Origin of the sequence: Rhodanobacter terrae, assembly GCF_042657005.1 — a bacterium.
In the GTDB taxonomy this organism is placed as follows: Bacteria; Pseudomonadota; Gammaproteobacteria; order Xanthomonadales; family Rhodanobacteraceae; genus Rhodanobacter; species Rhodanobacter terrae.
On record NZ_JBHSNG010000021.1, the window covers coordinates 13,000 to 27,372 of the forward strand.

The 14,373-nt window shown below is 64.3% G+C and carries 9 protein-coding genes and 1 tRNA gene; 2 read left to right on the plus strand and 8 right to left on the minus strand.

Features of this window, described 5'->3' with window-relative positions; all coding sequences use genetic code 11:
• Positions 1 to 18: 18 nt before the first annotated feature.
• A complete protein-coding gene (locus ACFPPB_RS15970) occupies positions 19 to 606 on the minus strand; it encodes a restriction endonuclease subunit S domain-containing protein (protein WP_377328875.1) in 588 nt (195 codons plus the stop codon).
• 393 nt (positions 607 to 999) lie between these two features.
• On the opposite strand from ACFPPB_RS15970, the gene ACFPPB_RS15975 reads away from it, so the two are divergent.
• On the plus strand, positions 1,000 to 2,196 hold the full coding sequence (locus tag ACFPPB_RS15975; protein ID WP_377328877.1) for a hypothetical protein: 1,197 nt from the start codon (positions 1,000 to 1,002) through the stop codon (positions 2,194 to 2,196).
• A gap of 314 nt (positions 2,197 to 2,510) precedes the next feature.
• Here the strand turns inward: ACFPPB_RS15975 and ACFPPB_RS15980 are convergent.
• Together ACFPPB_RS15980 and ACFPPB_RS15985 are read right to left on the minus strand one after the other, a co-directional pair.
• Positions 2,511 to 2,587, minus strand: a tRNA-Arg gene (locus ACFPPB_RS15980).
• Positions 2,588 to 2,923: 336 nt separating this feature from the next.
• Entirely contained in the window at positions 2,924 to 4,822 is a 1,899-nt protein-coding gene (locus ACFPPB_RS15985) for a M61 family metallopeptidase (RefSeq protein WP_377328879.1), read from the minus strand.
• Positions 4,823 to 5,124: 302 nt separating this feature from the next.
• On the opposite strand from ACFPPB_RS15985, the gene ACFPPB_RS15990 reads away from it, so the two are divergent.
• Positions 5,125 to 6,207, plus strand: coding sequence for a GGDEF domain-containing protein (locus ACFPPB_RS15990; protein WP_377328881.1), 1,083 nt, complete (start codon positions 5,125 to 5,127; stop codon positions 6,205 to 6,207).
• A 9-nt stretch (positions 6,208 to 6,216) separates the two neighbouring features.
• Here ACFPPB_RS15990 and ACFPPB_RS15995 read toward each other — a convergent pair whose 3' ends face one another.
• The 5 genes from ACFPPB_RS15995 to ACFPPB_RS16015 form a co-directional block, all read right to left on the minus strand.
• Complete coding sequence (locus tag ACFPPB_RS15995) at positions 6,217 to 7,725, minus strand: amino acid permease (protein ID WP_377328883.1); 1,509 nt, start codon at positions 7,723 to 7,725, stop codon at positions 6,217 to 6,219.
• A gap of 135 nt (positions 7,726 to 7,860) precedes the next feature.
• Positions 7,861 to 9,123, minus strand: a complete 1,263-nt coding sequence (locus ACFPPB_RS16000; RefSeq protein WP_377328885.1) for a sterol desaturase family protein — start codon at positions 9,121 to 9,123, stop codon at positions 7,861 to 7,863.
• 215 nt (positions 9,124 to 9,338) lie between these two features.
• A complete protein-coding gene (locus tag ACFPPB_RS16005; protein ID WP_377328887.1) occupies positions 9,339 to 11,657 on the minus strand; it encodes a TonB-dependent receptor in 2,319 nt (772 codons plus the stop codon).
• 148 nt (positions 11,658 to 11,805) lie between these two features.
• Positions 11,806 to 13,209: an alkaline phosphatase family protein gene (locus ACFPPB_RS16010; protein WP_377328889.1), complete on the minus strand. Its 1,404-nt coding sequence runs from the start codon at positions 13,207 to 13,209 to the stop codon at positions 11,806 to 11,808.
• Positions 13,210 to 13,291: 82 nt separating this feature from the next.
• Positions 13,292 to 14,353, minus strand: coding sequence for a glycerophosphodiester phosphodiesterase (locus tag ACFPPB_RS16015; RefSeq protein ID WP_377328891.1), 1,062 nt, complete (start codon positions 14,351 to 14,353; stop codon positions 13,292 to 13,294).
• Positions 14,354 to 14,373 lie beyond the last annotated feature (20 nt).

Sequence of the window (14,373 nt, forward strand, 5' to 3'; positions counted from 1 at the left end):
TTCGATCCCTTTTCTGATTCAGCCGAGCCACTGCTCGGCGATGGCTGCCAGTTCCATCTCGCGATTTCGGAGCAGGGACTGCAGCACGTTTTGTTCGGCGGCGGCGAGCTTGGCCAGGGCGACGATCGCCTGTTGCTTGACCATCGAGGGCACCTTGATAGGGACGGCCTCAAGTACCGGCTTGCGGATGCTGAGCTGGGAGCTGCCTTCGGCAGCTTGTGCCAAGTAGCGCTGAACAGGCCCTTGGTTGAGCTGCCATGCCAGGAATTCCGGAAGCACCTCCCCGTACCGTTTCAGACGCAGCACATAGAGATGAGGGGTGCAGACCGTGTGCTCAGACAACCCGGTCACCACGCAGGCGTAGTTCGACGCTCCGCGGGCAGTGAAGAGGATGTCCCCATCCTGTAGCCAATCCGGTTCCTTGCGCCCGCGAATTTCGGTCCGTATCAGCTCGTCGCGGTTTTTGAGACCGGCTGGCGATACATCCTTCATCTGGACCACCGCGACCGAGCCGCCCGGAGTCTCAGCGATGGCGCCTCGGAACGGATGACCCTGGCGGACATCGGCCAAGGCTTGTAGCTCTGTTTGATATGCGTCATCCGACATGATGCGAACATTACTTGACATGCACCGGACTGACAACTATGTTTCATATAAATTAAAGCATCAAGTGTATTGATGCATTTGTGGTGATAAAGATGGCAAAGAACGAAAAAAGACATCCAGCCGCGTGTCCCATGCCGCCTCCGGCGTCCTGCGGAACCCAGGCTCCAGCAACACGGCCAAGTCCCTGGCCGGCAGCGTCTTGGCGCAATCGCGAACAAGCAAGGAGACCTCTACCTCCGTTGCCAGCAAGGCTGCCAAAGCACTGGATGACGGCCGGATGAGCCGCGTCACGAAGACTCTGGCAGGAAGCGCGCTCACGCAGAGGAAGAAGTAAGCGCAACCCGTAATGCCTGGATCGCCCCGTCATCTGACCGCACCGGAAGGCCCGCCTCCATGAACGAGAACATCAGCTCGGCCGCAAATGAGGGAAATCTCCCGCCGCCCGGTACTTCCGACGATCTGCAGGTGCTAATTGCTCGGGCGCGAACGGCGGTCGATTCGATTTCGGAGCAGGTGCAGGAGGTTGCAGCCAACGCTGCAACCGTGACGCTGGCGAAGAAGCAGGCGGCTGATGCACTGACAGAACTCCGCACCAAGCAGGAAGAGATCACGACTGCGGTGGCAGGCATCGGAACCGCGAAAACCGATCTCGATGGACGAATAGCGACTGTGGCCGCGCAGGTCACTGAAATTGAGGGTGCGCGCAAGCACGCTGATCAGACCCGCAGCGAACTGGATGGAGTGCTAGCAGAAGCGACTCAGCACGCAACGAATGCCGATGCCTTCAAGAAGGCGGCACAGTTGGCAAGCGAGGAATCTGTCGGTGCGTTGAATAGTCTGCAAGCTGCCAAGACAGCTGCACAAGGCGACAAGGAAGCCATAGCCACCGCACGAACCGAAGCAACGGCAGCGGCGGAAGTGACCAAGAGCCTGGCCGCACGAGCCGAAACGATCGAACAACGTGTCGCTACCTACGAAGATCGCCTGAAAGAGCTTGAGGCCCAGTGCGCCATCCAGCTGAAGGCGATTGACGATCTACTTCCGGGTGCCACGAGCGCGGGACTTGCCACTGCCTTTGATGACCGCCGCAAGACCTTTCTTGACCCTGGGAAGCACTGGCAATGGATCTTCGTCGGATCCCTTGTGGCGCTAACCCTCCTGGCAGGTACAGCGCTTTTTCACTCCTTCTTTTCCAGCACAACACCTACGCTCGAAAGCGTGTTGGTACTCTGGCTGACCCGGCTGCCTGTAGCTGTAACCCTCGCGTGGCTGGCACTGCACGCAAGCCGCGAAACCGCCCTCGCAAAGCGCCTTGAAGAAGACTACGGATTCAAGGCGGTCACGGCAGCCTCGTTCCAGGGTTTCCACAAGCGGATGACGGAAATGGGGGCGGCAAGCGCAGACAACGCGCCACTCTCCAAGCTCTGCGAGGGCGTGCTTGCGACGATCGCAAACCCACCGGGCCGAATCTACGAGAAACACGAACTCAGCGTGTCGCCGTCTGCAGAGTTCGCCAGCGCTGCAAAAAGCGCGACTGATGTGATCAAGGCAGCAAAGTCGCCGCTGGGGTCGGGTCTGCCGGGAGGCTAACACTCAACTGCAATGTGGCGTTCTGTGACACCCAACCGCGCACTGGCGATGGGTAATGGCTGTTCAGCCTTGCTCGACCACGCGACGCGGTGTTGATACGCAATATCCGAACTCATCCGGCTAGTGCACGGATGCAGCGTGATGCGGCGAGGCGCATCCGCTGAACTCCGCTCGATCGCGGCCACTTCATGGTCAAGCGCACGTGCCCATAACGAAAAAGCGGCAATTCGTGTCAGAACCCGAGGCGGCATAAAGCGTCAAAAGTGACACTTTATGGTGATTTGTCCAGGAGTGTCGGTGAAGAACCCATCGAATGGTGCGCCCGGAGGGATTCGAACCCCCGACCAATGGCTTCGGAAGCCACTACTCTATCCAGCTGAGCTACGAGCGCATTCTGTAACGATTTTTCCCGGCTCGCCGTCCCAATTTGAGTAAAGGACGGTGTGACACTTTACCCGCACTTGGGACCGATGAGTACTGCCTTCGGAGGGCAGTACTCTATCCAGCTGAACTACGGGCGCATGTATGACCGTGCGCGATGCCGAAGCCGCGAGGCCGGCACCGCGGGGAGCGCAGTATAGCCGAGATGCCGTCGGGATGGACCGGCGTGCGGGGGAGCAGCTTTTGTGGCGCTTGCTTTTGTGGGAGCGGCTTCAGCCGCGATGCTCTACCGTCACCAAGAGCTTCGCGATTGACGTCGCTCCCACAGCTGTTGTCCCACAGACCTTCAGCGCGCCTTGAGCAGCGTGGTCAGCGTGTCGGGCTTGCTGGTGTCGCGGACCAGGTGCGGGTATTTCAATCCGTCGTGGTAGTCGATGCGGATCGTCCTGTACTCGTCGAAGTTCTTCACCAGCAGCTCTACCGGCTGGTTCTGGTCCTTCGCCGAGGCTGTGATGGCATCCTTGAGCCCGTCGGCGTCATAGTCGTGGCCATCGACGGCGATCACGGTCATGCCCGGCGACAAGCCGGCCTTGAACGCGGGGCCGTCCCACAGAACGTCATTGATGCTGCCGCCCTTGCCGATGGACACACCTAGCGAATAAGTGAGATCGACGGTATGCCGCCGCGCCTCGATCGCCTTCACTGCCTCGGACGGCTTGTCGGTGTAGACCAGCTTCCAGCCGTGCGACTCGAGGCCGCCGATCAGCGGGCCGTGGCCATCCAGGCGCGTGCGCAGATATTTCGCCCAGTCGTACGGCGCGATGTCGTTGAGTGTCTTGACCACGTCCTCGAACGTGTAGGTGTCGACGTCCCATTTGCCGGGATTGATGCCGAAGAACGCCTTGCCGAAATCGTCGATGGTCTTCTTGCCGCCGCTCAGCTGGCGCAGCTGGCCGTCGACGTCCAGCCAGATCATCTGGCCGGCCGAGTAATAGTCCTCGCTGGCCTGGTAGTTGCGATACGGCAACGGGCGGCGCTGCGCGATGATCGGATCGTTGGTGGTGTCCTGCACGTTGCGGAAGCTGGCCAGGCCCGGACGGCCCTTGTCGTAGGTGGCGGCGGTAAAGGCCCACATGTCGTGCGCCTGGTCCGTATCCCACAAGCCCGAACGCACGGCCATCACCTGGCCCCAGAACTGGGTCTGGCCTTCGTAGACCCACAGCAAGGTGTCGCTCATCGGCACGTTGAAGTTCGGCGTGGCCAGATCCGCGCCACGGCGATACTTGCCGTCCCAGGAGTGGTTGAATTCGTGCGAGAACAGGTCGCGGGCCAGCGCGTTCTTCTTCCACTCGGTGAAGAAGTCCGCCGACGTGCCGTCCTCGCTGGAGCGATGATGCTCCAGCCCGTTGCCGCTCATCTTGTCGCTGAGCGAGACGAGGAAATCGTAGTGGTCGTAGTGATGCGCGCCGTACATCTTGTACATCTGCCGGACCAGGTTCTGGAACAGCTTGATCTGCTCCGGCTTGATCTCGAGGTACTTCGGATCATCGGCGACGATGTCCATGTGCACCGGCGTCCCGGCGCCAGGGTCCAGATCGATGCGCTTGAAGAATTTGCCGGCGTAGATCGGCGAATCGACCAGGTCGTCGTAATTGATCGGCTTGAAATTCAGCGTGCCGCCGTCCCTGGAGGCCACTTCCAGCGCGGTGCCGGCCTGCCAGCCGACCGGCAGTTTCACGCTGGCTTCGGTGTTGATCCGGCGCGCGAAATAGCCGGCCGGATACATCGTCACCGAGTTCCACTGCAGGTTGAGCATCTCCGGCGTCATCACCACGCGGCCCTGGCGCTGGTCCTGGGCCGAAAGGAACTGGAACTCCACTTCCACGCCGCTGGCACCTTGCGGCACGTCGACGTGGAACGCGAAGACGTTGAGCGGGTCGCGCGTCCACGGCAGCACCTGGCCGTTCGCCTTCACCACCAGCCCGGCCATCTTGTCGATCGTGCCGTTCGGCGAATGGTTGCCCGGCAGCCACTGCGGATACAGCAGGGTCAGCGGACCGGCCTGCGCCGGGATCGTCTCGTGCACGCGGAAGATGCGGTGGGCTACGTCGGTGGCGTCCACATCGATCTTCAATGTGCCCTGGTACGGCACATCCTGTGGCGCCGGGACATCGGCGAGCGCACCGAAACTGGCCAGTCCGAAGGCGGCGGCGGCGAGGGCGGAAGCAAGACGGGTGACTTTCAATGGGTTCTCCGGGAGGGAAGGTAAGAGCGTGTTGCCCTGCCGCACGAACCGAACAACCCACGGTACGCAACGGGTAAAACCAGACGGGCGCCTGGATTCCGTACCGGCGAAGACGGCCCAAGCATGGATCCAGGCGGCCGATGCTAGACCGGCAGCCCCGCGCTTAACCCATGCCGAAGGTCATGACCGCGGGTTGCCGGCATCCGATCCGGCCGCCGCATCCGGGTGATGGCATCCATCTTGCTCTTACCAACTCGTACGGGTTGAAGCCGGTACCGCGACCCGCCATTGCCGAGACCCGCATGCACTATCTGTTTGCCGAGCACCGTCATCACGCCAGCGACGCCGATCAGCGCCGCGAGTACCGCCATTACCTGGCGCGCCAGATGGGTCCGATGATCCACGCGCTGATGCTGATGGCGGCGCTGGCATATGGGGTGGGGGTCGTCGCCAGCGCGCTGATCCGCAGTTCGCCGCTGCCGGTACTGCTGCGGCTGGCGCTGCTGCTGCCGCTGCTGCTGGTAGCCATGGCCACCAGGCATGTACGGCGCCCGCGAACGCTCAGCCTGCTGGCGCTGCTGTGCGTATTGCTGCTGGAGATCGGCATCAACCTGAACAGTTTCGGGCACGTGCCGGAGCAGCCGCTGGTGATGCCAGGCTTGCTGTTGCCGGTCGCCTCGTCGGTCATCTGGCTGGGCCGCTGGGATTTCGCCGCGGCCATGGCGATGTGCGCACTGGGGCCGCTGCCGGTGCTGTTGCTCGGCAATACCGATGACGTGCAGATTTTTCAGTACTTCGTCTACATGGCGATCGCGATTTCGCTGTCGGCGGTGCTGCGCGCGTTCATGGCCCGCACGCTGTTCGCGCAATTCCGGCTGGAGCAGCAATTGCGCGAGCAAGCCTATACGGACGGCCTGACCGGCTTGCTGCTACGCAACCGTTTCCTCGAACTGGCACGGCTCGCGCTGGACGACATCCATCGCCAGCAGAAACCGGCATGCATGCTGTTTCTGGATGCCGACCATTTCAAGCAGCTCAACGACGATTACGGTCATGCCGCGGGCGACGCGGCCCTGATCGCACTGGCTACCGCGATGCGCGGGCAGATGCGCCCGAACGATCTGATCGGCCGCATCGGTGGCGAGGAGTTCGCGATACTGCTGCCCGGCCTCGACCTGGAGCTAGCCGGCCAGCGCGCCGAGCAGTTGCGCGTGGCCGTGCGGGCGATCCTGCGCCCGGACGGCCCGCTGACCGTCAGCATCGGCGTCGCCGAATGCGACCAAGCCGGCGAGAATATCGGGAGCCTGCTGGCGCGCGCCGACCAGGCCATGCGCCAGGCCAAGCGCGGCGGCCGCGACCGGATCGTCAGCGCGCCGGGCTGCTGACCGACGGGCTCACCCCGCGCCGGCAGCCAGCTTGCTGTGCCGGATGCCATAACCGAAATAGACCAGGCCGCCCAGCGCCATCCAGATGATGAAGCGCTCATAGGTGATCCACGGCAGGCCGTAGATCAGCACGGCGGAGAACACGATACCCAACGGCGCGGTGAACCACACCGCCGGCGTGCGGAAGTTGCGCTGCAGGTCGGGGCGGCGCACACGCAGCAGCATGATCGAGCCGCAGATGATGATGAAGGCGCTGAGCGTGCCGATGTTGACCAGTTCGGCCACTTCGCCGATCGGCAGCAGGCCGGCGATGAGGGCGGTGAACAGTCCGAGAATCACGGTCGGTCGCGCCGGTGTGCCGAAGCGCGGGCTGACCTTGGCGAACCATCCCGGCAGCAGCCCGTCGCGCGCCAGCGCGAACCAGATCCGCGCCGCGCCCAGCATGAAGGCGAACAGCACGCTGGTGACGCCGATCACCGCCGCCGCCGCGATGATGATGCTGAGCCAGTGCAGCCCGATCGATTCGAACGCGTCGGACACCGACGCATCGCCGCCGAGGTGGCTGTACGGCGTGATGCCGGTCAGCACCAGCGACACCGCGATGTACAGCACCATCGCGATCGCCAGCGACAGCAACACCGCGCGCGGCAGGTCGCGCTGCGGGTGCTTCGCCTCTTCGGCAGCCGTGGTCAGCGTGTCATAGCCGAACACCGCGAAGAACACCACGCTGGCGCCGGTCAGCACGCCCTGCCAGCCGAAGTGGCCGATGCCCGTGGTGGCGTCCACGATGCGCGCGGGGATGAACGGATGCCAGTTCGCCGTATTGATGTAGAACACGCCCACCAGCACCACCAGCAGCACGCCGATCACCTTGATCGCCACCACCGCCGTGTTGAAGCGCGCGCCCCATTCGGTGCGCACGGTCAGCAGTACCGCCACCGCCACCGACACTCCGGCCGCGATCACGTTGAAACGATGGCCGTCACCCGGTGCGGCGATCGCATGAGCGCCGTGTACGCCGAAGACCTGCTGCAGGTAGTACTGCATGGTCTGCGCGCTCATGCTCTCCTGCGCCCACTCCGGCAGATGCACGCCGGCTGAGTTGAGCAGCACCTGCACGTAACCGGACCAGCCGATCGCCACCACCGCGACCACCAGCGCGTATTCCAGCAGCAGATCCCAGCCGATGATCCAGGCGACGCATTCGCCGAGCACCGCGTAGCCGTACGTATAGGCGCTGCCGGTGACCGGGATCAACCCGGCGAACTCGGCATAACACAGCGCCGCGCAGGCGCTGCCCATTCCCGCGATGATGAAGCTGAGCGCCACCGCCGGCCCCGCGTTGGCGGCCGCCTGCTGGCCGGCCAGCACGAAGATGCCGACCCCGATGATGCCGCCGATGCCGATGGCGGTGAGCTGCCACAAACCCAGCACGCGGCGGAAATCGCCACGCGAACCCACCTCCGCCTGCAACTGCTCGACCGACTTGTGCCGCACCAGCTTGCTGAAGAAACTCATCGCATGACCCCTGAAAGCAAGCGGCGATCATAACGAATGCGCCCCGACACACACAGCGCAGTGCAACACGGCGCCGGATTTTGTAGGAGCGGCTCCTGTGGGAGCGGCTTCAGCCGCGAAGCTCCACGCGATGCCTCAGTTCGCGGCGGAAGCCGCTCCCACAGCAGCAGACGGCTTGCCCAGCCACGGCAGCGCCAGCGCGCTGAGCCCGAACACCGCCGCGATGGCCAGTGCGAAACGGCCGTCCAGATGGGCGACGCCGAACCAGCGGCCGCTCAGCAGCGGCACCAGCGCCGTCGCCAGCAAGCGGGCACCTTCCGCCCACAACGCCCAGCGCCGCCGCTCCATCAACGCACCGAGCACGCTCAGGCCGGCCACCAGATAGAACGCGTAAGCCAGCAGTGCCGGCAGGCTGGCGGTGCCGGCCATGCCGAGGAACTGCGTGGTCATCCCCAGCAGTAGCGCAAACTGCAGCAAGGCATAGATCATCCATGCCTTCGGCACCGGCGGATCGAAGCGTTCGTTGGGCACCGCGAAGGCCGGCTTGGGGTAGCGCGCCGCCACGTCGTCCGGCCGCCAGCCCGGCGGCTTCAGCCATAGCAGCAGCTTGTCGCGCCAGCGCCGTGCGTGCCACGCGTCCACGGCGGTGTGCCAGTACACCTCGGCATTCGCCCACAGCGGGTTCCAGCTGCGCAGCGGCGAGCGCGTACCGTAAACCGGCGGGTCGTTGTCGTCTTCCTCGACGAAGCTGCCGAACAGCCGGTCCCATACGATCAGGATGCCGCCGTAGTTGCGGTCCAGGTAGCGGTCGTTCACCGCGTGATGCGCGCGATGGTTGGAGGGCGAGCAGAACACCCGGTCGAACCAGCCGAGCCGGCCGATCTGTTCGGTGTGCACCCAGAACTGGTACAGCAGGTCGATCAGCGCCACGATCACGAACACCTTGAACGGTACGCCAAGCACGGCCATCGGCAGGTAGAACAGCCAGCCCAGCAGCATGCCGCTGCCGGTCTGGCGCAGCGCGGTGGACAGGTTGTAGTGCTCGCTCTGGTGATGCACCACGTGCGCGGCCCACAAGATGTTCACCCGATGCCCGCAGCGGTGCAGCCAGTAGTAGCAGAAGTCGTACAGCAGCAACGCGCCGGCCCAGACCCACCAGCTGTCCGCCGGCAGCGCGAACAGCGCCAGGTGCTCGACGCACCACGCGTAGATGCCCAGCGTCAGCAGCTTGCTGAACACCCCGACGATCTGCGAGATCACGCCCAGCCCGATGCTGTTCATCGCATCGCTGCCCGCATACGCCCGGCGATCGCGCAGCTTCGCTGCCAGCAGCTCGATCCCGATCAACAGGAAGAACACCGGCGTCGCCCAGGTGATGATGAGTTCCTGCGTGTTCACTGCGCTGCTTCCGCCTCGATCATGGCCGCCTCGGTGACGGTATCGTCGCGCTGCACCGAGCGCGCGATCCACCACCAGGCCAGATCATACGTCGACAGCACCACGGGTAGGCCAGCGCGGCAGCGAAGCCATTCGCAGCTGCAGCAACAACGAGCCCCGGAAACGGATGCGGCGCGGTCCTGCCGGACCGCGCCGCATCCCTGCGAACGGTTCGCTCAGAGCTTCGCGTTGATATTGAAGAACAGCATGCGCGGTGCGCCCGCCTGCAGGGTCTGGTTGTACCCGCTGGGATCGGAGGCCACATAGCCGTTGGTGCCGGTGGTGGCGTAATAGTGCTTGTCGGCGAGGTTGGTGATGTTGAGGCCCAGGCTCACGTCCTTCAGCACCGAGACCACGCCGAGGTCGTAGTTCACGCCGGCGTTGAACAGCCAGTACGACGGCACCTGAGAGTCGTTGATATAGGTGATGTAGCGGCGGCCGGTGTACTTGCCGTCGAGGCTGGCGCTCCAGGGACCGGCGATGTAGCTCAGACTGCTGGTGAACATCCAGGTCGGAATGCCCACCACGTACTTGCCGGCGGTGGCCACCACGCCATTGTCTAGGTAGTCGTCCTGATACGTCGACTTGTCGTACGACAGCGAGTTGAGCCAGCGCAAATGCTCGACCGGCTTCCAGATCACCGCCAGGTCGAGGCCGGTACTCTTCACCGAACCGACGTTGTTGAGCACGCTGGAACAGGTCACCACCGCGGGGCACGGCGTCACCGACAACAGGCGGTTGTTGAAACGGGTGAAATAGGCGTCGGCCGAGGCCTCGAACGTGTCGCCGTGCACGCGGTAGCCCAGCTCCAGGGTCTGCGACTGTTCCGGCTTCAGCCTGCTCTTGCTCGCATTGAACGCCGCCTGCGACTGGGTAAACGGCAGGATGCCGTACGACGCCAGGTTCTTGCTGTAGGACGCGTAGATGTCCTGCTGACTGTCGATCTTGTAGTCGACGCCGGCCTGCGGCAGGAAGCCGTCACGGGCGACGATCCGGCCGGCGGCATAGCTGCTGGGGGACAGCGACGTGGCGGTGGTGGTCGTGTTCAACGCCTTGGTGCCGAAGTTGACGGTGAGCTTGTCGTCCATCAGATGGATGGTGTCTTCCACGTAACCCATGCGGGTGGTGGTGTCGTAGTTCTGGAAGAAACCGCGCGCCATCGGCGCCCCGTTCTTGTAGAAGTTGCTGAGATAGGTGTACTGGCCGCTCAGCGCGAAATAGTTGCGCTCCTGGTTGTTGTTGGCGTCTTCGCCCCACACGCCCAGCTCGACGTCGTTGTTGTCCAGCGAAAACTGCAGCGAACCGGTGAGGCCGGTACGGTCCAGGCCGTAGTCGGTGGTGCGCATCGCGATCGGCACGGTCGACGACGATGCCACGTACGGCGTCGCCCACTGCCCTTCGCCGCGGTCGTCGTGATTGTAGGCACCCGCATTCAGTGTGGTGCCGCCGCCCAGGTTGAACGAGCCGCTCAGGCCTACCAGTTTGTCGCGACGGATGCCGCCGCCGGCGTAGTAGTTCACGTCGCCCTTGTCGTAGTTCGCGGGCAGACCGTTCAACGAGGCGGGATATGGGCCCTTGCCGGCGATCGCATTGGCGACCTGCACGGCCTGCGTCCAGTCCGGCTGCCAGTAGTCGTAGTTCCAGCCCAGCACGCGCTCGCTGGTCAGCGACAGATCCTGATAATCGTATTCCTTGCGTTTGGAATCGTCGACGAACAGGCTGATGCGGTTGCCGTCGCCCCACTGGTAGACGCTCTTCAAGTTGATCTGATTCGAGCGCTGGTCGCCGTAGCCTTTCCATTTGCCGGTATCGGCGTGGTCGTACGACACGTAGGCCGAGAAACCGTGGTAGTCGCCGGTATCCAGCCGCACGAAGGTGCGATGCGTGCTGTCGGAACCCAGGGTCTGGTTGACGCGCGCACCGGCCGTGCTGTCCGGATCGGCCGAGAAGAACTGGATGGTGCCGCCGAGGTTGCTGCTGGATGCCGTACCCAGCGCACCGGCGCCCTGCGCCAGTTCGACGGTGCTGAGGTTGTCGCTGGTGATCGCGCGGGTGATCTGCAGGCCGTTGGTGACGCCGTAGCTCATGTTGCCGAGCGGGATGCCGTCCAGCGTGAAGCCGAGGCGGCTCTGGTCGAAGCCGTGCAGCGTGATCTGGGTCGACCACTCGTATGCACCCCATGGATCGGAGGACTGGAAGTTCACGCCCGGCAGCTTGTCGATCGCCTTGAGCGGGCTGCTGCCCGGCGGCAGCGCCTTGATGTCCTCGATGGTGACTTTCTGGATCTGGCGCGTTTCGCCGGTAGCCACCACCGACACGGCTTCCATGGTCCTGGCGTTGCTCGGGCCGGCATCGGCCATGGCATCCGTAGCTGCCGCGACCGCGGGCGCGGCACTGTTGTCGGTCGTGGCGGCAAACAGTGCGCCGCCGTGCAACGCACCGAGGGTGGCCAGCGCGAGCGCGGTTCGGCGAATCGAAACCTTGTGCAGAGACATGCAGAATCCTTCGCGCAGGCATTCGTCGGGAATGCCCGCGTCACGTGTGACAGGGGGTCACCGGAGCCCCTCCGGTGGATGTCCGGGTAGCATGATTTGCGAATGTGATGCCGCCGTTACATCCGCGTGTACGAATGCGTATGGACGTCTATTTCGTACCGCCCCCCATGCGCACATGGGCGGACACATTCCCGCCTTGCCCGCTTGCAGCGACGGCGGCATCCGCCGCAAGCAAGGCCTTGCCCTGCGCCCGCGGCAGCTGCACGCCAAGCAGCGCCGCCAGGGTGGGTGCGATATCGCGCATGTCGATCGAACCGAGATCCCTGGCCGCCGGCACGCCCTTGCCCTCGATCAGGAAGGTCGAGCGCATCTCGGGAAGCGCCGCGTCGTAACCGTGCATGCCGCGGTAATGCCCGGGCGACAGCACCGGCGCGTCGGGCTTGAGGCCCATTTCGTTGCCTGGCCTGAATTGCACGAACCAGCTGGCCTGCGCCGTGCCGCCACGGGCCACGACCTGCTCGTGATCCAGCACATGCGCAATGCCGTATTGCGGATCGGCCTGCAGCTGCCTCAGCAAGGCGGCGACTTCCGCCTTGACCGCGGCGTTCGATGGATCGCGCAATACGATCGCCGCGCTGCCGCCGTCGTTCCATGGCATCGCCTGCCAGCCGGTCACCTCGGCGCCCTTCAGCGTGATCAGGCCCGCCTTGATGAATGGCAGGTAGAGATTGACGTCATGTTGCACCGGTGCGAAGCCATGGTCGGAGACGACCGCCACGACGCCATCCGGGTGCACGCGCCGCGCGGCCGCCACCAGTTGGCCGATCAGCTGGTCGATGCCTTCGAGCGTCTTGCGCGATGCCGGGGTATCCGGCCCGCTGGCATGTTGCTGCGTATCCAGCGCGGTGAGGTAAGCCGTCATGAAATACGGCTTGCGCGTTTCCAGCAGCTTGATCGCGAAACGCGTGCGGTTCTGATCGCCGGGCAGATCCTCGGCGATACCGTCGGCATACGAACCGAGGTCGTGCTCCAGCGACGGCAACAGGCCTGGTGTGGCCAGCGCCGCGAGCAGCTTGCGATCGTCGGCGGTACCGGTGCGCCAGATCTGCGGCAGGTTCCAGTCCACCTGTGCGCCCACGCTCACCGGCCAGTGCACGTTGGCGGTGCTGAGGCCGGCCGCATGCGCCGCATCCCACAACGTCGGCACGCGGATATCGCTGGCGTACCAGTCCCAGCCCTGCTGGTTCTTGTTGGTGGGGTCGAAGGTGAGGTTGCCGCCGATGCCGTGCAGGTTCGGCGACACCCCGGTGATCAAGGTGGTATGGCTGGGATAGGTCAGCGTGGGCAGTACGCCGCGCACGTCGCTGGCATATGCACCCTGCTGCAGGAACGCTTCGAGATTCGGCAGCTTCAGGCCGCGCTGCCGCGCCTGCAGCACGTCGGCCGGACGCAGGCCGTCGATCGAGATCAGCAAGACCGGCGTGGCGATTGCCCGCGCGGACGACAACCCGGCGAGAACACCCAGGGACAATGCGAGCAGCAGACGACGCATGCGGATTCCGCAGAAGGCAAAGGTGCCGCGCATGCTCGGGCAGCATCACTGCAGCCGCATGACAGGCGTGCGTCGACTCCGCTCAGCGGGCGAGCGCTTCGCGGCCGACCGCCGGATCGTCGGTGAAGAACGCATCGATGCCGGCATCGAGATAGACGCGGATCTCGGCGATCAGGCCGGCTTCGTTGTAAGTCACCGGGTCGTTGCCGTGGCGAAAGTCCGTGGCCAGAAACTGATTCTCCGGACGGAAGGTATACGGATGCAGCTCCAGTCCCGCCGCATGCGCGTCGTGCACCAAAGTGGTCGGCCGGCCCAGACGGCCGTCCGCCCCGAGCGGAATGATCGCCGTAATGCTGGGGCCGATCGCATCGGCATAGCGGGCGACTTTGCGCAACCCGGCCGGCGTCATCATGTCGCCGTAGTCGAGCTTGCCGCCCGCGGCCGCCACGTCGTACGGCTGCTGGTCGGCGGCGTCCATCAGCTGCAGCAGACGGATGTTCGGATGGCGCTGCCGGGCATGCACGCCGCCCAACCGGTCGTGCAAATATTCGAGATTGGATATCTCGAACGACTGGATCTCCACCGGCGCCGTGCGCGTGTAGCTGTGCGCCGCCAGCGTGGCCAGCAGCCTGTCTTCCATCGGCAGGCCGAGCTGGCGAAAATAGCTGCCGTGCTTGATCTCCGGAATGATGCCGACCGGATGCCCGACCACCGCCGACTCGGCGGCCACGAAGTCGATGATTTCCTCCAGCGTGGGAATCTGGAACTCGCCGTCGTACTTCGTGCTGCGCAACTGCGGCAGGCGTTCGCGGGCGCGCAGCGTCTTCAGTTCCGCAAGAGTGAAATCCTCGGTGAACCAGCCGGTGACGGCCTTGCCGTCGATCGTCTTGGTGGTCTTGCGGCCGGCGAACTCCGGATGGCTTGCCACATCGGTGGTGCCGCCGATCTCGTTCTCGTGGCGGGCCACCATCACGGCGTCCTTCGTCATGACCAGGTCGGGCTCGATGAAGTCGGCGCCATCGGCGATCGCCTTGCCGTACGAGGCCAGCGTGTGTTCCGGCCGCCACGCAGGCGCGCCGCGATGACCGATCACCAGTACCTTCGCGGCAAGCGGCTTTTCATGAAGGGGAACGGCAACGGGCATGGCCAATATTCCAGCGACGG